Source organism: Alteromonas macleodii ATCC 27126 (genome assembly GCF_000172635.2).
Classification (GTDB): domain Bacteria; phylum Pseudomonadota; class Gammaproteobacteria; order Enterobacterales; family Alteromonadaceae; genus Alteromonas; species Alteromonas macleodii.
In genome coordinates this window covers 2439087-2463292 of the sequence record NC_018632.1, presented here as the reverse complement: position 1 = coordinate 2463292, position 24206 = coordinate 2439087, and the positions used below count along the sequence as shown (strand labels likewise).

Annotated in this window: 23 protein-coding genes; 8 read left to right on the top strand and 15 right to left on the bottom strand. The window is 43.8% G+C overall.

Features of this window, described 5'->3' with window-relative positions; translation table 11 throughout:
* Positions 1-7 precede the first annotated feature (7 nt).
* Both MASE_RS10520 and MASE_RS10515 read left to right on the top strand, forming a co-directional pair.
* Positions 8-769: an SDR family oxidoreductase gene (locus tag MASE_RS10520; RefSeq protein ID WP_014949725.1), complete on the top strand. Its 762-nt coding sequence runs from the start codon at positions 8-10 to the stop codon at positions 767-769.
* Between the two features lie 25 nt (positions 770-794).
* A complete protein-coding gene (locus tag MASE_RS10515) occupies positions 795-1253 on the top strand; it encodes a YaiI/YqxD family protein (protein ID WP_014949724.1) in 459 nt (152 codons plus the stop codon).
* 126 nt (positions 1254-1379) lie between these two features.
* Here the strand turns inward: MASE_RS10515 and MASE_RS10510 are convergent, their stop codons facing one another.
* The 4 genes from MASE_RS10510 to MASE_RS10495 all read right to left on the bottom strand — a co-directional run bounded on the left by MASE_RS10510 (position 1380) and on the right by MASE_RS10495 (position 6308).
* A complete protein-coding gene (locus MASE_RS10510; protein WP_014949723.1) occupies positions 1380-1631 on the bottom strand; it encodes a hypothetical protein in 252 nt (83 codons plus the stop codon).
* A 104-nt stretch (positions 1632-1735) separates the two neighbouring features.
* Entirely contained in the window at positions 1736-3901 is a 2166-nt protein-coding gene (locus tag MASE_RS10505) for a S46 family peptidase (RefSeq protein WP_014949722.1), read from the bottom strand.
* A 286-nt stretch (positions 3902-4187) separates the two neighbouring features.
* Positions 4188-5378, bottom strand: coding sequence for an amino acid aminotransferase (locus MASE_RS10500; RefSeq protein WP_014949721.1), 1191 nt, complete (start codon positions 5376-5378; stop codon positions 4188-4190).
* Positions 5379-5525: 147 nt separating this feature from the next.
* Entirely contained in the window at positions 5526-6308 is a 783-nt protein-coding gene (locus MASE_RS10495) for an NRDE family protein (RefSeq protein ID WP_014949720.1), read from the bottom strand.
* A 241-nt stretch (positions 6309-6549) separates the two neighbouring features.
* On the opposite strand from MASE_RS10495, the gene MASE_RS10490 reads away from it, so the two are divergent.
* Together MASE_RS10490 and MASE_RS10485 are read left to right on the top strand one after the other, a co-directional pair.
* Entirely contained in the window at positions 6550-7185 is a 636-nt protein-coding gene (locus MASE_RS10490) for a 1-acyl-sn-glycerol-3-phosphate acyltransferase (protein WP_014949719.1), read from the top strand.
* A gap of 97 nt (positions 7186-7282) precedes the next feature.
* Positions 7283-8524, top strand: a complete 1242-nt coding sequence (locus MASE_RS10485; protein WP_041693510.1) for a cystathionine gamma-synthase family protein — start codon at positions 7283-7285, stop codon at positions 8522-8524.
* Positions 8525-8634: 110 nt separating this feature from the next.
* Here MASE_RS10485 and MASE_RS10480 read toward each other — a convergent pair whose 3' ends face one another.
* Complete coding sequence (locus MASE_RS10480) at positions 8635-11100, bottom strand: CHRD domain-containing protein (protein ID WP_014949717.1); 2466 nt, start codon at positions 11098-11100, stop codon at positions 8635-8637.
* Positions 11101-11339: 239 nt separating this feature from the next.
* Here MASE_RS10480 and MASE_RS10475 point away from each other — a divergent pair, with 239 nt between their 5' ends.
* Positions 11340-11942 carry an FMN-dependent NADH-azoreductase gene (locus tag MASE_RS10475; RefSeq protein WP_014949716.1) on the top strand — a complete coding sequence of 201 codons (603 nt, stop codon included), beginning with the start codon at positions 11340-11342 and terminating at the stop codon, positions 11940-11942.
* A gap of 170 nt (positions 11943-12112) precedes the next feature.
* Here the strand turns inward: MASE_RS10475 and MASE_RS10470 are convergent, their stop codons facing one another.
* Positions 12113-12667, bottom strand: coding sequence for a glutathione peroxidase (locus tag MASE_RS10470; RefSeq protein WP_014949715.1), 555 nt, complete (start codon positions 12665-12667; stop codon positions 12113-12115).
* Between the two features lie 177 nt (positions 12668-12844).
* On the opposite strand from MASE_RS10470, the gene MASE_RS10465 reads away from it, so the two are divergent.
* A complete protein-coding gene (locus MASE_RS10465; RefSeq protein WP_014949714.1) occupies positions 12845-15340 on the top strand; it encodes a S9 family peptidase in 2496 nt (831 codons plus the stop codon).
* A 204-nt stretch (positions 15341-15544) separates the two neighbouring features.
* Here MASE_RS10465 and rrtA read toward each other — a convergent pair whose 3' ends face one another.
* Complete coding sequence (gene rrtA / locus MASE_RS10460) at positions 15545-16129, bottom strand: rhombosortase (RefSeq protein ID WP_014949713.1); 585 nt, start codon at positions 16127-16129, stop codon at positions 15545-15547.
* A gap of 111 nt (positions 16130-16240) precedes the next feature.
* Here rrtA and MASE_RS10455 point away from each other — a divergent pair, with 111 nt between their 5' ends.
* Together MASE_RS10455 and ggt are read left to right on the top strand one after the other, a co-directional pair.
* Positions 16241-17005 carry an enoyl-CoA hydratase gene (locus tag MASE_RS10455; protein WP_230598867.1) on the top strand — a complete coding sequence of 255 codons (765 nt, stop codon included), beginning with the start codon at positions 16241-16243 and terminating at the stop codon, positions 17003-17005.
* A 14-nt stretch (positions 17006-17019) separates the two neighbouring features.
* On the top strand, positions 17020-18777 hold the full coding sequence (ggt, locus tag MASE_RS10450; protein WP_014949711.1) for a gamma-glutamyltransferase: 1758 nt from the start codon (positions 17020-17022) through the stop codon (positions 18775-18777).
* A 157-nt stretch (positions 18778-18934) separates the two neighbouring features.
* On the opposite strand, the gene MASE_RS10445 is transcribed toward ggt, so the two are convergent.
* From MASE_RS10445 to MASE_RS10405, 8 genes are all read right to left on the bottom strand, one after another.
* Entirely contained in the window at positions 18935-19726 is a 792-nt protein-coding gene (locus MASE_RS10445; RefSeq protein ID WP_014949710.1) for a PhzF family phenazine biosynthesis protein, read from the bottom strand.
* On the bottom strand, positions 19716-20093 hold the full coding sequence (locus MASE_RS10440) for a DUF3703 domain-containing protein (RefSeq protein WP_014949709.1): 378 nt from the start codon (positions 20091-20093) through the stop codon (positions 19716-19718). The genes MASE_RS10445 and MASE_RS10440 overlap by 11 nt, the downstream gene beginning before the upstream one ends.
* A gap of 13 nt (positions 20094-20106) precedes the next feature.
* Entirely contained in the window at positions 20107-20475 is a 369-nt protein-coding gene (locus MASE_RS10435; protein WP_014949708.1) for an MmcQ/YjbR family DNA-binding protein, read from the bottom strand.
* Positions 20476-20501: 26 nt separating this feature from the next.
* Positions 20502-21356, bottom strand: a complete 855-nt coding sequence (locus tag MASE_RS10430) for an acyl-CoA thioester hydrolase/BAAT C-terminal domain-containing protein (protein ID WP_014949707.1) — start codon at positions 21354-21356, stop codon at positions 20502-20504.
* 392 nt (positions 21357-21748) lie between these two features.
* On the bottom strand, positions 21749-22018 hold the full coding sequence (locus tag MASE_RS10420; RefSeq protein ID WP_014949705.1) for a hypothetical protein: 270 nt from the start codon (positions 22016-22018) through the stop codon (positions 21749-21751).
* Between the two features lie 162 nt (positions 22019-22180).
* Complete coding sequence (locus MASE_RS10415) at positions 22181-22633, bottom strand: DUF3291 domain-containing protein (protein ID WP_014949704.1); 453 nt, start codon at positions 22631-22633, stop codon at positions 22181-22183.
* A gap of 635 nt (positions 22634-23268) precedes the next feature.
* On the bottom strand, positions 23269-23634 hold the full coding sequence (locus MASE_RS10410; RefSeq protein WP_041693755.1) for a DUF7674 family protein: 366 nt from the start codon (positions 23632-23634) through the stop codon (positions 23269-23271).
* A 117-nt stretch (positions 23635-23751) separates the two neighbouring features.
* Positions 23752-24162: a thiol-disulfide oxidoreductase DCC family protein gene (locus MASE_RS10405; RefSeq protein ID WP_014949702.1), complete on the bottom strand. Its 411-nt coding sequence runs from the start codon at positions 24160-24162 to the stop codon at positions 23752-23754.
* Between the last annotated feature and the right edge of the window lie 44 nt (positions 24163-24206).

Below are 24206 nucleotides of genomic sequence, written 5' to 3'. Positions count from 1 at the left end.
TATGACAATGAAGAACCTTTTTGATTTAACAGGAAAAGTGGCACTGGTTACAGGTGCAAGTCGCGGTATCGGTGAGTCTATTGCCCGTTTGCTTGCCCAGTATGGCGCGCATGTAATTGTATCAAGCCGCAAAATTGACGGCTGTGAAGCCGTTGCTTCTTCAATTCGTGACGCAGGTGGTAAGGCGACAGCGCTAGCGTGTCATGTGGGTGAAATGGAGCAAATTACAGAAGCATTTAACGTCATTAAGCGCGATTTTGGAAAACTGGATATTCTAGTAAACAACGCGGCAGCCAATCCTTACTTTGGGCATATCTTAGATACTGATCTTGGCGCCTACAATAAAACTGTAGACGTCAATATTCGTGGCTACTTCTTCATGTCGATTGAAGCTGGCAAAATGATGAAAGAGCAGGGTGGTGGCGTCATTCTCAACACGGCATCGGTAAATGGTGTAACACCGGGCGACATGCAGGGGATTTATTCTATAACGAAAGCTGCGGTTATCAGCATGACTAAGTCATTTGCAAAAGAGTGCGGTAGCTTGAACATTCGCGTAAACGCATTATTGCCAGGCTTAACTGATACTAAATTTGCGTCAGCGTTAACAACTAATGAGCAAATTTTGAAGCACGCGCTTAAAGTTATTCCACTAGGCCGTGTCGCTGACCCAGATGAAATGGCGGGCACGGTATTGTATTTAGTATCAGACGCTTCAACCTACACGACCGGCACGACAGTGGTGGTAGATGGTGGTATGCTAGCGTAATTAGATACAGTTACGAGATACGACCATGCATATATGGGTTGACGCCGACGCGTGCCCTGCAGTGATCAAAGACATTCTTTTTAAGGCAGCCAGACGTACCAAGCTGCCTTTGTCTTTGGTGGCTAACCATTCCATGTCTGTACCACCAGACAAACACATAACCCTAACGCAAGTACCGTCAGGCTTCGATGCTGCTGACGATTACATAGTAGAGAAGTGTGAAGCGGGTGACTTGGTGATTACCAATGACATTCCATTGGCCGCTGATGTACTGGCGAAAAATGCGCTAGCGTTGAATAATCGTGGTGAAGAATACGACAAGTCGTCTATCAAACAGATACTGGGCATGCGAGATTTCATGGAAACCATGCGCTCAAGCGGCGAACACACAGGCGGTCCAAAAGCCTTCTCCCAACGTGACAAACAAAACTTTGCCAACGCACTAGACCGACTCCTCACCCAAGGCCTCCGCAACCTCAAATAAAATATTGGGGTCAGAGTACATTAATTTTGGGGTCAGAGTACATTTCTATAGCGCGATCTGATCAGCGAAAATAATGGGGTCAGAGTACTTTAAATACTGAAAAAAGTACTCTGACCCCATTGGGTTTTAGCAATCTCCACCACCGCCATCACTGCTGCAAGATGAGCTTGAGCTGCTGCTTGGTGTGTATATCGCTGAGGCGCCATCGCTTTGAGAGCCTGGCGTACCGCCGCGAGTCTTGGAAATAAACGTAATTAGGAACATCAACGCACATAGCGAAATAATAGCGATAGATGCTTTCCATTCACCGGTTATAGCTCCGCTATAACACGAGTACGCAGCCACGGCTAAACTAATAAGCCTTATTAGTAACCTCATAACGCTCTCCTTTTTACCGGAAGGCATTAGGGGGAAAATGTACTCTGCCCCCATTTTTGCTTTTTTATGGGGCAGAAAAGTACTCCAACCCCATTATTTGGTGGTTATTTAACGATGGTCATTTCTTCGATGAGGTTTGTTGCACCGTCAACGTATTCCATTACCCATAACATGTAGCGGCTATCTACATGGATGGTACGGGTTGTTTTCGGGTCAAAATCCCAATCAGAATTTACACTCTCGAATGTACCGTCAAACAACAGGCCGATAAGCTCTGCTTTTGCGTTGAGCGTTGCTGAGCCTGAGTTGCCGCCTGTTGAATCTAAATCCGTCAGGAAGTTTACCGGCACGCTGTTAATAGCGTCTAGTTTGTAAGGTCCGTATTTCTTGTCCTCAATAAGCGTAAGCTGCTTTTTAGGAGAGTCGAAAGGTGTCTCGCCTGTGTCTTTCTCAGTAATACCTTCAAGACGAGTGAACGGCTCGTAAATCAGACCGTCTTTTGGCGAGCCGCCCATTACGTTACCGTAAGTGACGCGCAGCGTACTGTTTGCATCTGGATAAGCAAGGCTGCCCAAAGATTTTTGCCACTCAATAATGGCACTCATGTATTTAGGGCGAAGCGCGGCAGCTTTACCGCTTAGCGTTTTGCTCTTATCTTCAATAGCCATCTCGGTATCGAACAGGGCAACCGCAAGTTTAATGAACGGGTCGTTGCTATTTTCGAAATCAGCGCGGCTTGCAGTTAACCATTTCAAACGTTCTTCAGTGTTAGTCAATGAAGTCTTGTCGTAAAACGCCTTTAACTTCTTGTGAAGTGTTTTCCCGTCAGTATCACTATCAATGCCTACTGCTTTATCGAACGCGGCTACTCGGTTTTCTTCAGGCTGTTCAAGGTACATACTAATCATTTTTTGCCAAACGGCCTGATCAACTACCGGATCAAAGCGACGCTCAATGCGCTCTACGCCTTCTTTCAGGCGAATTTGATCGCGCTCCTGAAATCCAGATTCACGTTCTGCGTCCGGCTTTTCTTTTTCGATGGCATTGCGATAAAGGGTTTGAGCTGACGACAAGAGTTGTGCACGACTTAGGTTGTTGTACCAGAAGTTTTGCTTGTTCATTTGCATTTGTTCAGCACTAACCGCATCAAGATCGGCAAGTGCTTGCTTCATTTCACTTTTACCGTTTTTATCAAGCCATGCTGCTAGTTGCTCTTCACGCTCAGCGCGACGTGGAACAAGTCCAACGCGTTTAGCGCCTGAAAGCTGGCCCAACGTATTTTTGTGGAAGTTGTTAAGTCCCGCTAACAATGCTTCGTATTTGATACGCGCATCGCTGCCTTTTTCAGATGCACTTTCGATAGTCTTGATCCACGCGTCTACCAGTTCAAGGTAAGTGGGATATAACCAATCAAACGTGTACGACACTTGTGATAAACGCGCATAGCGATTAGTAGAGCCAGGGTAGCCTGCTGCCATAACAAAGTCGCCGTCTTCAAGTCCAGCTGCCGAAACTTTTAAGAAATGGTCAGGTTTAAACGGCACGTTCTCTTCACTGTAATCAGCAGGTTTACCGTCTTTACCCACATAAGCTCGGTAGAAAGAAAAGTCGCCCGTGTGACGAGGCCACATCCAGTTATCTACATCACCACCGTATTTACCAATTGAATCAGCAGGCGCGTAGGCAATGCGCACGTCACGAATTTCCATTTGCTTAATTAGCTTATACTCAAGGCCTTGGAAAAACGAAGGTACAGAGCAGCGGAAGCCCGCTTCAGACTCACACTCTGCAATTAACGCTTTGCGGTTTGCTTCAATGAGGTCGTAGCGCTCGCGGCCTTGAACGTCATCACTGATGCCGCCAATGACGTTGTCGGTTACATCAGAAAAATCGACCGTAACGAACATGCGTGTACCCGGCGCGGCCGGCAGTTCTTCACCAATTTCTTTTGCTAGGAAACCATCTTTTAAATAGTTGTTTTCTGGGGTGCTGTTATATTGAACAGAGCCGCGCGCACAGTGGTGATTAGTAACGGCCAAGCCTTTGTCAGAGACAAACGATGCTGAACAGCCACCTAATGAAACGATCGCGCCCATAGGAAACGCGGTTAGGTCGTTAATACTACTAGCAGGGATTGCTAAGCCTGTTTCTTTTAAATCGCCGGCAATTGAAGGGAGTTGTTCTGGCGTGAACATGCCTTCCTTAGCATTTACTTGCATTGCACTGCCAAGTAGCGCGGCAGAAAGACAAAATACACTTACTTTAGACATGGGTGATCCTTGTTCTTGTCGTTAATCTCATTGTTATAAGTCAGTCGTAATAAATACCAAGTTAACGTGTACGTCAACATTGTTACAGTGTAACGATTATATCCGGCTTGCCCTACTAAAAGGCGTATAGCGCACTGCGTGAATTTGTTAAAAAGTGTGACTAACCGCTACTGACAGCGTGGTTGGGGCGTTCATCGCAGAAATAGGAAGACGGGTAATTTGAAGGCAATAAAAAAGGCAGGGTGTGAACCCTGCCTTTCGAATCTTAAGAATCAATAGTTCGTACTTAAAGCACTGATACCAATGCTTTAGCAAGTGTTTCTACGTTTTCTTGGTTGATGCCCGCAATGTTCACGCGGCTAGAATCAACAAAATACACACTGTGCTTTTCACGCACTTCGCGCACTTGCTCTGGAGTAATACACAAGAACGAGAACATACCTTTTTGGTCGTTTACGAAGCTAAAGTCTTTAGGCGAGCCATTATCGTGAAGGTTTTGAACTAGCATTGCACGGAGTGATTTCATGCGATCGCGCATTTCGTTCACTTCAGATACCCACTCGTTGTTAAGGGCTTCGTCAGCTAGGATAATGTCTACCAACGCGCCGCCGTAGCTCGGTGGCATAGAGTAGATGCCACGTGCGATTGACTGAATTTGACCCTGAGCAATTTTACGGGTTGCTGAATCTTCAGTAATGATGGCAGCCAAACCAACACGTTCGCGATAAAGGCCAAAGTTCTTGGAGCAAGAAGCTGCAACGATAACCTCTGGTAGGTTTTCTACCAACAAACGCATGCCGTACGCGTCTTCTTCTAAACCTTCACCAAAACCTAGGTAAGCCACATCGATGAAAGGCAGGAATTCTCGCTCTTTCGCTACTTCTAGTACTTCATCCCATTGTGCATTAGTAAGATCAGCACCTGTAGGGTTGTGACAGCAACCGTGTAGAAGAACGATATCGCCTTTTTCAGTTTTGCGAAGGGTTTCCATCATAGCGTCAAAGCGAATGCTTGCTGACGCTTTATCGAAGTACGGGTAGGTTTCGATTTTAAGACCCGCAGAGCCGATAAGTGGAATGTGGTTCGCCCATGTTGGGTCGCTTACCCATACTTTAGCGTTGTCGTTACAACGGGCAAGTAGTTCTGAAAGAATACGCAATGCACCGCAACCACCTGGAGCTTGAACCGCTGCAACGCGGTCTGCTAATAGAACGGGGCTAGTCTTACCTAATAGCAAAGACAACATACCGTCGATAAAACCTTGGTTGCCCTGAGGCGTGATGTAGGTTTTGCTAGTTTCGGTATCTAAAAGCACTTTTTGCGCTTTTGCGACACTTGAAAGAATAGGGGTATTACCTTGCTCATCTTTATATACGCCAACACCTAAATCGATTTTGTTTGGGTTGGTGTCTTCACGAAAAGCAGCTGACAGGCCAAGAATTGGATCTGGGGCGAGATGGGGTAATACTTCAAACACGATATGTCCTCACGTTACGTTGGTATGCAAAAGATAGCAGGCTGGCATTATGCCACCGATGGTAGAAAAAACGACCCCTAAAGGTTGAAAATATTTCAATTAGTCGAGGAAAGAAAACGTAAACGAAAGTTTCATTTCAAAAACACCCTAAATTGAAAAAGAAAAAGCGCGGGTTTCTTGTGCTTCGCCTTTGTCTGAAAAGCGTCGTTCTTTCCAGGTCAGCGTATTGTTTTTATCTACTAATAGCAGTGTAGAGGTACGCGTTCCGTATTTTTCGGATTGAATAAAAATGGAAGACAACGCCTTTTCCCACTCATAGCCTACGCCCGTGTCGGGTAACAAGGCATCGTCAGCTTTATTGTCGTAACGTAAAATATCAAATAAGTCTTCATCATTAATGATGTTTTGTTTGGTGACATAATTGTTCAATGCGGTAACGCCCTGCGTGACTTTTGGCCAAGGTGTGGCAATATCCGCGTTAGACAAACCGTAGACACCAGTGTCGATAATGTGGGTCGAATTGTTTACGTTGTTGTAAACCTTAAGCGAATTTATATCTCCGAATAACAGGTTGTAGCCGTTGTATCGGTGGCGCGTTTTTTCTAGCGTTGCCAAGTATTGTGATTGTGCAACAGACTTCATTTCGACTGAGTCGTGCTTCAGCCAGTTGGCGACTAATTCACCTCGCGATACCGCATTTTTATTGATGTTGTGTGGGTCCCTTACATTAGTAAGTGCCGCCACATATCCGTTACGCGTAACACCCATCCAGGTTCCATTAGCTTCTAAGTCTTGTCCGGCGAGCAAATGCGGGTGGCTTTTCCAGAATGAAGACGGCGCGGTTGGTCGTGCGTAAAACTCATCCCGATTCGCAGCGATGATAAGCGGGTAGTCATCTCGCATATTGTTTGCGATAAATAAAATACACATAGCTATATTAAGCCCATATTCTCTAAGAATTCAAAACGCTGCATTGTTAACAATTGCGTTACAAACCCATTTTGATTACTCTTCGCCAAATTGCGCACTCTCCAACGTTTTACTCTGTTAATTAATATGCGGGTACAATATGGAAAGTAAAGCGCTTTTCGTTACGGCATTCCACTTCGAAGCCTCAGAAAATAAATTAGCAAATAGATAACCTAAGTGTACTAAGCAGAGCATAATAATAATGACAAAAACCTCACACCCTCAAACCCACTCTCAACGGGCCAATAGTGTTAACGTTGGAGAGCATGTTCCTCGCAAGTGGCCCAACTGGTTGTCGTCGTTCGCAGCGTGGGTGCTGACAAAAAGGGGCTGGCGTGTAGAAGGTGAACTAATCAATCAGAAAAAAGCCATTTTAGCGGTAGCACCGCATACATCGAACTGGGACTTCTTTATTGGCTTGTTCGTGGTTTTTTCCTTTAAGCTAAACATTAATTTTTTCGGAAAGCACACCATCTTTGCGCCCCCTTTGGGCGCTATTGTTAAAAGATTAGGCGGCATTCCTATAGAGAGAAGTAAAGCGCATGGGGTGGTCACGTCTATAGCAAATAAGATAAAGGAAGCCGATCAATTAATACTCGCGTTAGCGCCAGAGGGTACGCGAAGCCCCATTTATCCATGGAAAACAGGCTTTATGCACATTGCACGAGAAGCCGAAATTCCTATACAAGTCATTGGGTTGGACTACGCCAGAAAGATGATTGTGTTGGGGCCAATTATTCAGAAAGTGACTAACATAGATGAACAAATGCAAACTATTTATACGTTTTATGATAATGTTTGCGCAAAATATCCTAAAAACTGCATTACAAAGCCATAATCATTTCTATTGAAGTGGTAAGTACGCAACCGTATCAACTCAGAGTACTGGTGCGCACTCGGCTCGGTCGCAAACATCTATTTTCGGAGCTTCACCCGTGACAAAATTGGGATTCACAACCCGTCAGGTTCATTCTGATCGCATGCTAAATACGCCTGAACATGGTGGTGTTCACAGCAGCACGTCTAATTCAGTTCTTTTCGAGTTTAAAGATGCGCAGGGCATCATCGATGCGTTTCAAGGTAAACGAGCTGCTCATGTTTATTCTCGTTCATCGTCACCTTCTGTGGCGGCATTGCAAAATATGCTTAATGATCTGGAAGGCGGTGTAGGTACTTTGTGTTACTCAACCGGAATGGCGGCGATAAGCAGCTCGTTATTTGCTTTACTCAAAGCCGGCGACCATTTAATTGTAAGCCAATACCTATTTGGTAATACGCGAAGCTTTTTTGAAACCATTAAAGATTTTGGTGTGCAGGTTACCTACACAGATGTGACCGACATTCAGCAAGTCAAAGAAGCTTACCAGCCAAACACAAAAGGCGTTTACACCGAAACCGTAGCTAACCCTGTGACACAGGTGGCCGACCTTCACGCCATTGGTCAATTCTGCGAAGAGAAGCACATGCTGTTTATGGTTGATAACACCATGACGCCACCCCCTGTTTTTTACGCTAAAGATGTTAAAGCGTCGTTAGTGTTTTGCTCGCTGACAAAATACATTGCAGGTCACGGTAACGTTTTAGGTGGTGCTGTCATCGATACGGGTAACTATGATTGGACTAAGTTTAGTAACCTAAAACCGGCTTATCAGGTTGCAGATACTGCACAGTGGGGCATTACACAAATCAAAAAGAAAGGTTTACGCGATTTAGGCGCTACATTGGCACCGCAATCAGCGACGGCCATTGCCCTAGGCATGGAAACCTTAGATTTACGTTTATCACGAAGTCAGCATAATGCTATGCAGTTGGCGACGTTCCTAGATAATCACCCCAAGGTATCTAAAGTCTTTTATCCAGGTCTTGCCGACCACCCTCAGCATTTCATGGCAAGGGAATACCTAAACGACGGCTACGGCGCAATTTTGAGTTTTGACCTTATCGACGGTGCTGATCCAGTGGCGTTTTTAAACGAAATGAAGTTAGTTATTTGCGCCACGCACTTAGGGGATAATCGCACCTTAGCGCTACCAGTTGCGCCTACTATTTATTTTGAGAACACGGCAGAAGAGCGTGAGTTAATGGGTATTTCCGATACCATGCTGCGTATTTCGGTAGGTATTGAAGACACTCAGGATCTGATTGCAGATTTCGACACGGCGCTAAATACCATATAGATAAAATCTTCTTGTCGAGAAACACAAAAAAGGGGCGTTTGCCCCTTTTTTTATTTTAGGTTCATTGGGTCTCAATATAATTGAAACACAATGGGTTTAGCAATTTTTTACTAGTCAAAACCTAGCGTAATTTGTCCACGAATTTCACCGCTTGGGAATGCATCTGAGTGGAAGTTAGTGTAAAGACCTCCGTCTGCCATAACATTCATTTGCTCAGCGGTTAACGTAGTATTAGCTGGCACAGACCACATACCGCTGGTTCCGGCAGTAAGTCCAATTAGAACATCACCATTTACGCCCATTTCACCCTCGTGAATGTGAGCCATGTTTGCTGTCATACCGGTAATGGTAACGCTGCCTGACAGTGCACCTGTAGATGTATTCAAAGTAAATGCACCAGCGCCGCTTGCTGTTGTAGTTACTGCAGGCACTTCTTGTAGGCCGTTTGCGATGATGCCGTACACTTCAATATTATCAGGCGTGATTTGGCCGCGAATTTCACCACCAGTATTAGCTGCTGTATGCACATTCACATAATGACCACCTGCCAGTAGTTGCGTAGCTGTGGCTTCATCTAGTGCTATGCTTCCGTCTGTCATCCAAACGCCAGCGGTGCTTTCACTTTCCACAAGTCCTACAAGTACGTCACCATTTTCACCAGCAAACCCAGTATGAATGTGCGCCATAGTCGCATTTTCAATAGTGGTTACCGCCACAAGAGAAACGTTGTTGTTTGTGGTGTCGAAGAGCGCATAGCCAGACCCCATTGCCATGGTGTCAACTGCTGGTACCTCTTGGCTGCCGCTTAGTGAGAATGTTACTACCGCAGTTGTGTCGGGAACAATCTGACCACGCACTTCACCGTTAGGGTTAGCGGTAGTGTGAACATTTAAATACCACTCACCGCTAGTCAGCGCGTCTAAGTTGCTAGGTGAAATATTAGTTTCAGCGAGAACATAAGTACCATTACCAGCATCAGTCAGTGGGAAAGCAACCGGACCATTCATACCAATGCCGCCATCGTGTACGTGTACACCAGTAACATCCGTTAAGCCTGATACGTCAACACTTACGCTAAACGCCGGTAAGTCTTCGTCAATTTCGACCACTGCAGTTGCCATAGACATAGTAGTTACGGCAGGCACTTCTTGTGACCCACTTAAGTTTACATTGTAAGTCATGTCAGCATTAAAAGCTGGTGGAGGTGGTGCTAGGCCATCAAGCAACGCTAATTGAGGTAAATCACCTTCCATCGCGCCATCTAGTGCGATAGCAGTGTAAATCTCACCATTCTCAAGCGTTAAAACGCCGGTTTCTATCGCTACTGTTTTGGTACCTGTTGGTGTAACAGTGACCACATAATCACCTTCAGCAAGACTTACATAACCAGTTTCAACCAAGTCACCTGTTTCATATGCTATATCAGCAAATGCTGGGTCGACAGCATTAATTTCACCATCTGCAGTTACATAAATATCGACGTTACCTGCTGAAGGTGAAGCATGTACAATACGCACTTTCGCTTCTGTCGCTACGGAGCGGGGCATATCAACAAGCACATCAAGTTCTGGTGCAGCCAAAACGTTGTTTGCGATAGCGGTATAAGACATACCTACTTCTAGCGTCAACTCAGCATCGTCAATTGCCACAACACTGTTGTCGCTATCGGCTACAACGTCAATGAGATAGTCACCGGCTGCAACAGACAAATAGTCTGTGGTGCGCGGGAACTGTATTCCGTCCACCAATACTATTTCGTTATTTGCTACAACATCAACCGCTGGTGCGTCGCTGATACCGTGCACAACGCGGATAGCAGCACCTGCTTCTGCATCCCATATCTTGAAGCTTCCATCACCGTCCGCGGCCAGTAATGTTACTGGTGAATCGCCTGTACCTACGTTATTAGTAGCAGCGATAAGCAAATCGGCACCGTCTGCAAGGTTTACCGTACCAGAGTCGTATACAACCGTTGTCTCACCGGCCGGTGTAATACGAATTTGATAATCGCCCGCGGGTACTTGAATCAAATCTGTCGCGTCAGTAAATTCAGCAGTAACAAGCGGCTGCTCGGCAGTGATATCTGTATCTGGTGCCGTAACATAAATATCAACCATAGGAGCCATTGATGCTGCATGTACAATCTGTACTTGAGCATTACCCGCGTCAACTGCGGTTTCCATACTGGTCACTGTTAAAAGCGATAACGACTCATCGCCAACATTACCTACGGCAAAAATATCGTAGTTCATGTCAGCTTCTAAAGTAACGTCAGCTTGCAGCACTTCAGCGTTTTCACCTGGAAGAATGCCTGTAACACCAATATCGTACATGCCTGTCTCGACTTCGAAGCGAGATGAAGCAACTTGGTAATCAACGCTTTCAAGATCGTTGAGTATGGCGTCGTTAGCAGTGATGTTTACCATTGGTGCGTCTGATGCTGCGTGAACAACTCGAATGTTTGCGTATTCCGGGGAGGGTGTGGGCTCTTGTACGACATCGTCGTCGTCATCCGAGCAGCCAATTAAAAACAGTGGTAATATTGAACATGCAAGGAGCGCTTTGGTCCTTCTCATATTTTGTATCCTCTTAATTGTGTTGTGGCAAACTCGGTTACGCTGAGCAAATAAGAGAAGATCAACCTCCTTGCAACATTAACGTAATGTAATGTTTTCAATAATTTCACATTTACTCTGTTCCTTGGCAGTTTGTTCTACAAAATAGAACGAAGCCTTCATGTTTTTGATATTTTCATCCCACCCGATTGCCGTAATATAGCCATATATTATCGAAACAACGAATATTGGAGTTCGGCATGAAAAAAGTACTGGCTATATTTTCCAGCCTAAATGGCAACCAAGGTAATTCTTCAAAGCTTGCAAACGAGTACCTTTCAAAAATTGAGAATGACGGTTCTGTGCACATTAACCGCGTGGATGTTGCCTCTCTGGCACTGCCTCATTTAACAGGTGAAGAAATGCAAGCGTGGATGACTGAGGCGTCTGAGCGAAATGAATCACAACAGGCATTGGCAAAAGTCTCTGATGACATTGTTGAAGCAGTAAAAGCGGCTGACGAAATTGTGCTAGCCGTGCCAATGTACAACTTTGGCATCCCATCGAGCTTAAAAGCTTACTTCGACCGTATTGCAAGAGCTGGTATAACATTCAAGTATACCGAGACAGGTCCTGTCGGATTGCTAGAAAATAAATCAGCGACTGTTTTTGCCGCGCGTGGTGGTGTGTATGCAGGTTCAGACTTTGATACGCAAACGCCGTATTTAAAACACTTTTTAAATTTTGTTGGTATCAGTGACGTTAAATTCGTTTACGCTGAAGGACTTAACATGGGCGAAGAGCAAGCAAACAAGGCTTTTTCTGAAGCAAGCGAAAAAATTATTGAACTAACCAACAACTAAACACACTAAATTAATGCAGTTAGCTAAAACGTAGGAAGTATGTTTTCAGCTAAAAGTGTGTTCCAAGTTGAGTGTGCTTGATTGCCCCGCGTGTTACGCGGGGCTTTTTTATGCGCGGCTTTTAGATTCTCGTTTGGTCTGACCTATAGGCAGCGTTGATATTCGCGGTTTTATTCGCTTTTGAGGAGTGCCTCTATGTCAGCGATAAAAGCCGGATCAGTGGGCTTTGTTGAACTAGGGTAGTGGGTTATTTGCTTACCAGAGCTGTCAATAAGGTACTTATTAAAGTTCCATGATGGCGCTTTGCCGGTGGCGGTTTTTAGCATTCTATACATAGGATCGGCGTCTTCTCCTTTTACCGATATTGGTTCAAACATCGGAAACTTTACGCCATAAGTCAATTCACACAGTTCTGCCGTTTTGCCTTCATCATTATCTTCTTGGTTAAAATCGTGCGACGGGAAGCCAAGTACTACAAAATCTTTGTCTTTGTAGTCACTATAAAGGGCTTCTAAACCTTCAAATTGTGGCGTGTAGCCGCAATAGCTGGCTGTGTTCACCACTAAAAGGGTCTTTCCGGCATATTCGTTACACAAATTCACCGTTTCTTGTGAGTTGAGCTTACGCTTCATGAACTTTAGTACGCTGGGGCACTCGCTCGCAAAGCTAGGAGTCGTGAAAAAGCTGAGCGCAAGCAACGCAGGTACAAAACCTTTCGCTTTCATAGTGTTTTACCTCATCAGTGAATTTTTGTTATTTTGTTCAGGCCGACAGACCAGTTTCACAACCATAAACGCAGATGGTTTACGTTTGGTTCACTATCTCAATCGATGAACGTTAGCGTATTAGTAACTGCTCTGCGTATAATGTTAACGTTTTTTACATAACAACGACTTAAAATAATGAAAAAATACTCTTCTTTACTCATCGCGGCTAGCGTTACTTTTGCGTTGGGCGGATGTGCAAGCACTACTAACGAACCATCTAGCCAAGCAGCGTCTACATCGCTTCCTGCTGCCACTGTCCAGCAAACCGTTACACCAGATGTCGCGCCTCAGAACAGCGCGAAAAATGGTGAAATTACTTTGAAGCAAATAATGTCAGACCCTCAATGGATGGGCGCGTTACCCGAAGGTATGGGGTGGTCGGTCAATGGCGATAAAATTGTTTTTGAAAAAGAAAGACAGAATAGCGCGTTAACAGATGTTTATGTTGCTGAACTCTCAAACCCTGCCAATGCCGTAAAAGCGCCATTATCAGATTTACACAAGTATCGTTTTGACGAACGTGTAGTAAGAAATGATGGTGTAATTGCTTATTCATTTGAAGACAGTGTTTATGTGCAATTTACCAACGGTGAAACTGTGCGTATCGCGCGTGGCGGGAATGCGCTGTCAACGCTTTCATTTATGACTGATGGCCGCTTAATGGCGTTAAGCGGTAACAAATTTATTGCTATAGACCTATCTAACGGCACCCGCGAAGAATTATTGAGCTGGGAGTTTAGCGACGAGCCTAAAGCGGTTGAGCCGCCTAAAGATTATATTGCCGAGCAGCAGCAGTCGCTGGTGGAATACATCAAACTACAGCGCAAAAACAGGCAAGAAAAAGACGACGCGCATAAAGCGTTGGCTAAAGAAAACAGCAGTGTAGCACCTACGCCTTTTTACTTTGATAAGTCGCATCGACTAGCGGGTATTAGCGTATCACCTGCGGGTAACTTTGCAGTAGTCGCCACCACGGAAAGTAAGCCGACTCGTGATGACAGCGACATCATGCCGCATTATATCCAAGAAGACAGCCGTATTGCCGCGAAGCCGGTACGCCAACGTGTTGCAGATGCAGAATCGGTAAATCATGAACTGTGGCTGCTAAATTTAAAAACTGGTGAGAAAAGTGAACTTAAATACTTTAATTTGCCTGGCTACAACGACGATGTTCTTGCAGATGTAAAAGAAGAAAACGCGAAAGCAAAAGGCGAGACCTATGAAGTTAATCGTATGCCTCGCGACATTACCTTACTGCAAAGCTGGTACTGGACTAAGCCTTCGATTCGCTGGCACAAAAACGGTAACGCCGTCGCCGTTATGTTAGAAGCGTGGGACAACAAAGACCGCTGGATTGCAACGGTCGACCTAGCAAATAAAACGCTAGAAAACCAACATAGGCTTCACGATGACGCGTGGGTAAACTACCGTTTCAACGCGTTTGATTGGCTAAATGACAGCGAGACGCTTTACTATCAGTCTGAGCATACCGGTTACTCGCATTTATACATTCAAAAACCAGGCGAGAAACCTGTCGCGCTAACCAGCGGCCGTTTTATTGTTGACGATCTAACCCTTTCTGGTGATGACAACTATATCTACTTTAAAGCTAACATGGAGCATCCGGGGCTTTACGAAGTTTATCGTGCTGATTTAAGTGACAATACCATCGATACCATGACTGATTTGAATGGTATGACAGATTACTCACTTAGCCCTGATGGCAAAAATTTGCTGCTAAGCCATAGTAAAGTTAATCAGCCACAAGAGCTTTACATTAAGCCAGCAGATGAAACAACTGCAGCAAAGCAAATTACACAAAGCACCAGTGCTACTTTCAACGCACTTCCTTGGGCGGTGCCTAACATCGTTGCTATTGAATCGTCGCATACCGATGCATTTATCTACGCACGAGTGTATCTACCGGAAAATTACGATAAGTCGGCACCAAATAAAGCGGTAGTGTTTAATCACGGTGCAGGCTATTTGCAAAACGCCCACATGGGGTGGTCTGGTTACTTTAGAGAATACATGTTCCACAGCATGCTAGTGCAGCAAGGCTATGTCGTACTAGATATGGATTATCGCGCTAGTGCTGGCTACGGACGTGATTGGCGAACTGCTATTTATCGTCAAATGGGTACGCCTGAAGTGCAAGATTTGCGTGATGGTGTTAACTGGCTTGTTGAAAATGCAAATGTAGATCGTGAGCGTATTGGCACATACGGCGGTTCATACGGCGGCTTCTTAACCTTTATGTCTATGTTTACCGCGCCAGATCTGTTTGCGGCAGGTGCAGCACTTCGTCCGGTAACCGATTGGGCCCATTACAACACGCCATATACAGCAAACATTCTAAATACGCCTGATATTGACCCCATCGCGTTCGAGCGCAGTTCGCCAATTTATTTCGCAGATGGGCTAGAAAAGCCATTGCTTATCAATGCGCCTATGGTTGATGACAATGTGTTTTTCCACGACACCGTGCGATTGGTACAGCGCCTTATCGAGCTTGAAAAGGAAGATTTTGAAACGGCCATTTATCCGGTAGAGCCACATGGCTTCGTACAACCAAGCTCTTGGCTTGATGAATATCGTCGTATATACAAGCTATTCGAAGAAAACTTATAGGCAAAACTGCGAGTGCAACCCAGTGATTAAGAGCCACTGAGTTGCTCACAGCGCGGTAGCTATAAAGACGGAAAAAGCTTACAAAAAAGGCCCAAATTCAATGAATTCGGGCCTTTTTAGATCTTCATTTTTTGTTCCAGCACATTTTATCTGTTTTAACGAATTAAAATGCGCAAAAAGAGTGGCACTATATCGCTCAAGTTTCTATTTTCTTTTCGCCGTAATAAACATAAGTAAAAAGATTGCGATACCCGTAAGCGCACCGAATAAATGCGCGTCTACGGCAACTTTTGCGTCAATCAGGTTTGCAACTTGTTCACTACTACCGTCAATTTGTTCGTATCCCACCTTGATGGCTAGACCTATAAGCAATAACCAACCCGACTTCATTTTCTCTTTTATATCAACACAGGCGCCCCATGCGAAAATACCGTGTAATGCGCCAGACAAACCCGCGTACCATATTAGATCTGGAGAGAAGAAATAAAGCCCGACACTGGTTCCTAAGCAGCACCATACAAAAACTTTTAAATACAAACCAATGCGATAATGTTCACCGTGTAGGGCCCACAATAGCGCCAGACCTGCTAAATTTAAAAGTAGGTGGTAGCCATTGGTATGCACGATATTGCCGCTGACTATTCGCCAAGTTTCTAGACCTTGAATGGCGTACCTGTCGTAAGCCAAATAATTGCCAGACATAGGCTCAAAGAAAAACGCGACAACGGAGCATAGCGCAATAAATAAAGGACCAGCGCTATACTTAAGCGAAAACGGCAGTGACATCATCAGTGTTAGTTATTTTTGAAATTAGAATTTGCTGGCTATGATACAGAAATTGCCTACAGGGTGAAAACTGAAGTACGCCCAAAACAAAAAGACGACAGTAAAGGAGTAATTATGTCTTACATTATTACCGAAACAAATCAGCAATGCTTAACCATTACACTTAACCGAACCGATAAGAAAAATGCGTTAACACGCGACATGTATCAAGAAATGGCGAATGCCATATTAGGTGTTAAGAACGATGGCTCAACCAAAGTGGTGGTTATTAAAGGCGCGGGCGATTGTTTTACTGCAGGAAATGACATTGGAGACTTCGCACAGCAACAAGATCACGCTCAGGTGCCAGAAACAGCTGCCTTTATGCGAGCTTTGGCGGCATGTAATTTACCGGTTATTGCACAAGTTCACGGATTAGCAGTGGGCATAGGCACAACGCTTTTACTTCATTGCGATTTTGTTTACGCCACTCCAGATACCCGATTTGTTCTACCATTCATCAACTTAGGGCTTGTTCCTGAATATGCATCAAGTTATCTTTTGCCTAAGGTTGCGGGTCATATAAAGGCGGCAGAGTGGCTAATGCTGGGCGAACCCTTTACCTCTGCTGATGCTTATCAATTTGGTATTCTGACAAAAATTGTCGACGCTCACGAAATAGATCAAACGGTTCAAACTACGGTAGAGAAACTCGTCGCCAAGCCTTCATTTTCGCTTAAACAAACAAAAGCGCTATTAAAAGGTGACGGAGAGCGAACAAACCAACAAATGAACGAAGAGTTTGATATATTTTTAGAAGCGTTGGGCACAACCGCAGCTCAAGAAGCGTTTGATGCGTTTCTTAAAAAACGCCCAATAAACCCCGAAAAATTTAAATAAGAGGAAGTATTATTTTGAGACGCAGTGCTTTTTTCAGAGCTTCAGTGGTAACTCTTGCATTATCTAGCTGTTTTATTTTTGGTGCGAACGCGAAGCAACCACGTGAAGTCGGAGAACCAGAAGCGGCAACAGGCTACATAGAGAAAAAGGCATTTGAAGCCGAAGATTATATGGTTGTAGCGGCAAATCCCTATGCGTCTTGGGCGGGAAAGAATATTTTAGAAAAGGGCGGAAGTGCGATCGATGCAGCGGTAGCTGTGCAATCGATGCTTTCGCTGGTTGAACCACAATCGTCAGGTATTGGTGGTGGTGCGTTTATCCTTTATTGGGATAATAAGAACAAAGTACTTCACACCTTTGACGGCCGTGAAACCGCACCGAAAGCTGTCAATTCTCATTGGTTTATTGAAGGTAATAAGCCAATGCGCTGGTTAGATGCAGTAGTAGGCGGTAAGTCAGTTGGCGTGCCTGGTGCAGTAAAAGCGCTAGAAATGGCTCAGGGCGAGTTCGGTAAGCTGCCTTGGAATACGCTGTTCGACGATACAATCAAAACAGCTGAAGACGGCTTTAAAGTATCGCCGCGTTTAGCCAAACTTGTTGCATTGGACTATCACCCTGGTCTTAAAACTTTTCCTGCAAGCTCTACTTATTTCTTCCCGGCAGGCCTGCCGTTAAAAGAAGGCACGGTTAAGAAAAACAAAAAGTTAGCTAAAACCCTAAGAGGTATTGCGGAAAAGGGCAGCGATTATTTGCTGAAAGGCGAAGTTGCCGAAAAAATAGTGGAAGCGGTTAATAATGCGGAGATTAACCCTGGCCAAATGTCGTTGGAAGATTTAGCAAGCTATGAACCAGTAAAACGTGAACCCGTATGTGGCTTGTACCACGAAAAACGCATTTGCGGTATGGCACCACCTAGCTCAGGTGGCGTAAACGTTTATCAAATTCTAAAAATGTTAGAAGGTTTTAACCTTAGTCAATACGCACCGGATTCAGTAGAGTTTGCCAACCTTTATACGCAAGCAAGTGCGCTTTCATATGCCGACCGCGAGAAGTTCATTGCGGATAGCGATTTTACTAACTTGCCGTTTGCGGCCATGATTAATACCGCTTATCTTCAGCGCCGAGCTGAGAGTATTGCTGTTGATAAAGAGTGGCGCCGCAAACGCGCGGGCAATCCCTACGCCGATGCGAATGTAGCACTTGGTACGTCAATGGAGCTGCCCAATACCTCACACGTTTCTATAGTAGACAAAGAGGGCAATGCAGTATCAATGACTACCAGCATTGAATTTATGTTTGGTTCTGGGATTATGGTAGAAGGCTTCCTGCTTAATAATCAGCTTACCGACTTTTCATTTTCGCCAACCAAAAACCGTTTTCCAGTACCAAATCGCGTAGAGCCTGGTAAGCGTCCTAGAAGTGCTATGAGCCCTACAATGGTGTTCGACAAAGAAGGGAATTTAGAGGTGGTTGTAGGCTCGCCGGGCGGCTCTAGAATTGTAAGCTACGTCGCTCAAACCCTAATTGGAGTTTTAGACTTTGGCTTGGATATTCAGCAAGCCATCAATCTTCCTAAAATTACTAATCGAAACGACTACACTGCGTTAGAGAAGGGCACACCAATAGCTGAGCTTGAAGAGCCGTTAAAGGCACTCGGCCATAACGTTAAAGTAGTGGATTCAAACAGCGGTCTTCATGGCATTCAGTTTAAATCAGGTAAATTAATTGGCGGCGCAGATCCTCGCAGAGAGGGCATTGCAGTAGGGCGCTAATATTACATTTGCCTAGTTAAAACTAGATGCAGCAATGCGCTGTTGCGTGAGTGAAAGCGGAAGGTTAGATATCTTCCGCTTTTTTGTTTGAGGCGGGCAGTAACACTCGAGAGAAGAGTTCTCTTTTATCGATTAGTTCATGTAAGGCAATCAACCATCAAATATTAATGTAACCTTCAAGGTAAGACACCGCTTGGCCAGAAATAAGCACGCGGTCACCTGCCACCTCACATTTTAATGTGCCGCCTCGTTTAGATGCCTGATAAGCCATAAGTTTTGATCGTCCAAATACTTTTGCCCAATAAGGCGCTAGCCCAGTGTGGATTGAACCGGTAACCGGGTCTTCATCACCGCCGTTCGCAGGCCAGAAGTAACGGGATACGAAGTCAAATTGCGTACCAGGCGCTGTCACTACCACATCATAAGGCGCTAGTGTTTTTAGCTGCTCGCTGTCTTGAATTACGCTTAAAACGTCGTCTTCGTTAGAATAAACAGCAAAGTAAGCTTGGTTATTTTTTAAAATGCTTTTGGGCTTGATAGAGAGCCCTTTTAGTAACGCTTCAGGCACTTCACCGACAGGGCTGGGCATTCTATTGGGGAAATCCATCTGAATAAATCCGTCGCTTTTTTTAACGACTTTCATCGTACCAACCGACTTGGCGAATAGAGAAATGTGCGGTAATTGGTAATTTTCGCTAAAGATTACGAACGCGGATGCCAGCGTTGCGTGGCCACAGAAGTCGATTTCCGTCACAGGGGAAAACCAACGTATAGCGAATACGCCATTATCATCTTCAACTAAAAAGGCGGTTTCTGAAAGGTTATTTTCAGCAGCGATTTCTTGCATTTTTTCATCGCTAAGCCATTTACCCGTTATAACTACTGCAGCAGGATTGCCCTTAAACCTTACATTAGTAAATGCATCGACAACGTTAATTTTAATTTTCATTCGAACGCGCTTTTTTTATGATCGTATTTAAGTCTGGTTTAATTGGCATTGCCTTAAATGGGCTAACGTTAGCGCCACCTGTATTTCCATGAGGTACTAGCCCAAAAACAGTTTTTGTGGCAGCGCCCGCAATTCTGAAAAGTTGACCAAAAAACTCACCAATATTGCCTTGTTTCACTGCCCATAAAAGCATTTGAACGTGTACTTTAACGTGTAGCCTTGTAGAGGCTTGACCAAGAACGTGGGCATTTTCTAAGTGTGAAAAAGCACACTGTTGGCTGTTTTGGTTTTGCTTTCTATGAGCTAGCGCTAGTTCAGCTTCTACATAAGGGCGAATATTGCGCGTAAAGCCTTTTGCTTTGAACATGGTGTAAGCACCTTTATTGAGGTTGATTTAAACCAAGCTCTTTTTGCATTTTCTTGGTTAACCCTAACGATACTAGTTTATAAGATGCGCTTAAATAGTATTTTAACGCTTCATCTTCATCACTCTCGCAATTGTACTGTTGTATCCATTTCATTCCACGACTAGCGAGATAGGGTGCAGGCCTATAGCCAGGCTTTTCTTCCAGAAAATAATAGTTTTGCTCAGATGTTTTAAAGGTAAAAGCGGGGTGTCCGTCCTTGCTAATGCTCCCTATAGCAAAGACTTTACCACCTACTTTCCATACTTCTGAATTCCCCCACTGAACGACGTGAGTAGTGTGGGGGAGTGCTTTGCAATAGTGATTGAATTCATCAATGGTCATATGATTCTATTTATTGAAGAAGCTGACTAGTGGTTATTGTGATTAGTAAGCATCTTAATAAAGGTTTGGTTCATATCGCTACCCTCTTTTAAGAACTCGTAGTTAAGCAAGTGGTCTGCCCCTTGGTAGTTTATGTGCTTACACTTATGTTTAGTGCGCGCATTCATTTTTTCACAAACTGTTTCAGCCATAGTAGGCGAGGGCCAAATTTCATCGTTTTCGCCAGTCATTAACACAACATCGGCGCTGATTTTCTGTACAGGAATATTAGCTTTACCGTTGTCTGCTCGATTTTCTAAAGATTGCGTATAGAGATCTAGCAAACCATTAACTTCACCCGACGGGTTGAAAGGAACAAACGCTAAGTCTTGCCCGTCGTAAGTCCAGCTGGAACCAGGCACTTTACTCCAATCTTTCAAAATACCTGCCCAAACAACAGAGCTAGGCGCAATAGCAACCACATTTGAAATACTTGGTTCTTTTGACGCTAGAAGAAGTGACAGTTCAGCGCCTTTCGACCAGCCAACTACAATAATGTCGTCCGGCGTGGTTTCTGGTTGTGATTTTAACCACGACATAGCCTGAATTACATATTCAAGAGGTATTCTCTCTAACTCTGGTGGTAAGCCTTCTTCCTTAAAATAAGCTAAAGCTAGGGTAGGGAATCCCGCTTCAACGATTGGACTAGCGAGCTTTTCTGGCACGCCGCCTTCGGATCCTCCAAGCACTAAAACGCCAACTTTACGTTCTTGTGACTCTGAAGAGTAATACGTAGCAACAAAACCATCATCTTCTATTTTTAGCGAACGCGTAGAGGCTTCACACGAGAAAGAGACTAGCAAGGAAAAGAAAAAATAGATAAGTAAGGTTTGTGTTTTCATTTTTTTACCCGTTTTTTTAACATGAAATTAAGGTTGAGTACTCAACTGAAATAGCGCGCTCAATTATTCAATGGTCTTATGATTTTGTATATCGTTGCATATTTCGCAATGGATCCGCTTTTTAAAATTGTAAATGCGGCGAGCTGCAAATATAGAAATAGATATAAAAGCCCATGTAACCCCGAATTCAAGAGAGTAGGAAAAAGACTGGCCTTTAAAGTATTGAACACTGGCAAAAATAGTGGCCAGCAAGGGAAATGCGACTAGGTATTGTAAAGTCCATTTTTTTATAGGCATTGTCGTTCCTTCGTGAATTTTCAAAATATAGATTTAGGCTATCACTAGTGTTCATCTACATATAAGCGTTGATAAAATGCGTGTCAATTTTAACCTTAAGATTGCTCATACATTTTAATAGGCATTCCATTTTCATTTCTGAGTATTCTTTTTGATTTTTTTCTTTCTAACTCAGCTTTCCATTCTGGCTTAATCACAAGATAGTAATAAACGATAAAGCCTAGCCATGATAATAAAAACGACATCAAGAACCAGATGACCTTGTTATTACCAGAAGCCTTTTTAGATATAAGTGCTAGAACCCAAGGTAGGATATTTATTGTGAAAAAAGAGATAAAAAGTACAAGTAAAAACGATAAGTTCATAAAATATCCTTTCTTATTAAACTATCTAATAGAGAACACGGCAGCCATCTAAGATGTGAAACTCGTGTGCGAAAATTAGAATCTACGTGTCGGGATCCGTGCTTACGTATTTCAACGGCCAGTTCGAGCTTCTTACTAGTGTGCCTTCTGACCTTGGAAACATCAATGATTCTCCAATTCAGGCTTGGGGTAACTACTTTTAAAACTAAATGCATCCTGAGATTCTCCATTTTCTCGAAGATGGTCTAATTTAGTGATAGCTTCCTGAAGGGTTGGAATATGACCCTTCGGTATCCACCAAAGCACATAAGATGCTTCGCTTAAGGGCAAAAACCACTCTTTTTTACGCTTAAGGAAATCAATGTGATGCGTCTTGAACATGAAGTTCTTAAGGGACTCTACGCTTTCCCAAACAGACATGTTAACAATGATATCTGGGTTATTTTCTACCTCTATATTAGTGGCATCACCTGATTCGTCTTTCAAACGCCAGATAAATCCTGGACTTTGTTCAGCAATGGCGTTGATAGGGTCTAGGTTATTTACAAAGTCCGCCATTTCGGGGGACTCCAAGTTAAACCTGACTTTTCCAATATTCAATTGAGCGAGATGCATATTGTCTCCTTGCCTCTTAACTTAGTGAACGCGTTTTATAAAGTTAATCTAGGTCTAGTACTTAGAAATGCCTGTCTTGGAATTAGTTTACGCATTTTCCAAATAACTTACTTTTGAATGGAGAAAACGGATAGTTAGCTCCAATTTTAAAACAGTTGCTTGAGCAGTCTGCTCAGATGCCTGTTCAGCACATTGGCACCCAAAGAATCGGTGTAAGCCATCTTTAAAAGAATAAATAGGTTAACTGGTTCTTTTGAAAGGGGCGCTCGATTCATTATTTACCTTGATGCATACCGCCTAGCTAAACTGGCGCAAAATAGCAGGCTAAAATTAGCGACGAAGGAGCGCAAGCTTGCTGTTTTTCGTCCCTTGGTTAAAGCGTTTGTTATGTTTAAAACACTCTTAACTGTAAGGTTCAAGCTTAACATCTAACTCAGGCACACCAGTTAGAATTGGGGTTAATCGCCAACCATTTTTCAGGTTATCGTAAGCCTCAGGGAAAAATAGAACACCAGACTTTTTAATCGCTTTATTGGATATAAAACGTCTTAATTTTTTAAAGACATCTTTAGAGCGCTGAGTTTCACAAAAGCCATCAATCGTACTTTGTAAAATTGTACTTCCCTCAACCTTATCTAAACCACTACCCTAGGTGGTTTACCATGAAAGTCCAAGTACAGTTTTTTGAGATTATCTGGGACGAGAGGCCAGCCACGTTCAATACCTTCTTTGGTACCTTTCCAGAATAAGTGCTCTGTATAATATACATCTATGTACTCGAATTCTGCTTCGGTTGCAGTATCTAGTTTCTCGCTCATGTACTGCAACTGCTCAAGTGCTTCTTCTAAGTCGCCTTGGTTTAACAAAATAGTCGTCAAATTTGCAAACTCTCCCATTAGAAATGTGAGTGCCCAATTTTCATGTTTTTCCATAAGAGGAACAACGTCAGGAAACTTAGTGCGGATCTCTTTTAAGAATCGTCTTATTTCTGATTTAGCCATTGATTTCTCAGAAGCTTCTAACATTAAGCTAAGAGGCGCATATGCGCTGAGCATAATGGCGAAGCCGCCCCGCGTGTATGCCTTCTAGTGACCAACGGGAACGGCTTTATTTGTTTGTTACATCGCAAGACCTCTGAACCTCCCTAAGACCTTTTTATCGGGTATTTGACAATGCTTTGTACCACCGAAAAGCTTAATACGGTTGCGAGCAAAAATTCTGTAGAAGAAGTCTCTAAAAGAACGCGGCAAGATTTTAGTTACACCGAATAAAAACCAGAACCCAGTTAAGTCTTTTGCGATTTCTAGTGCAGCGTCAGACCAAAGAAAAACGTTTCCGTTCTTAACTAACATAAAAGTATCAACACCTACAGTATCAACTTTGTAACGTTCGATAACTTCTTGAGCATATTCTGATTGCATTGGTGAGAATATAAAACGTTCAGTTTTGTCGCGCTTCAAAATAAAGGCAACTGCTCCATTACAGAAGTTACACACCCCATCGTAAATAACTAAGTACTTGTCTTCCATCGAACTATCCCGCGATATAACGCTAAGCTTTGAGGCAGTGACGT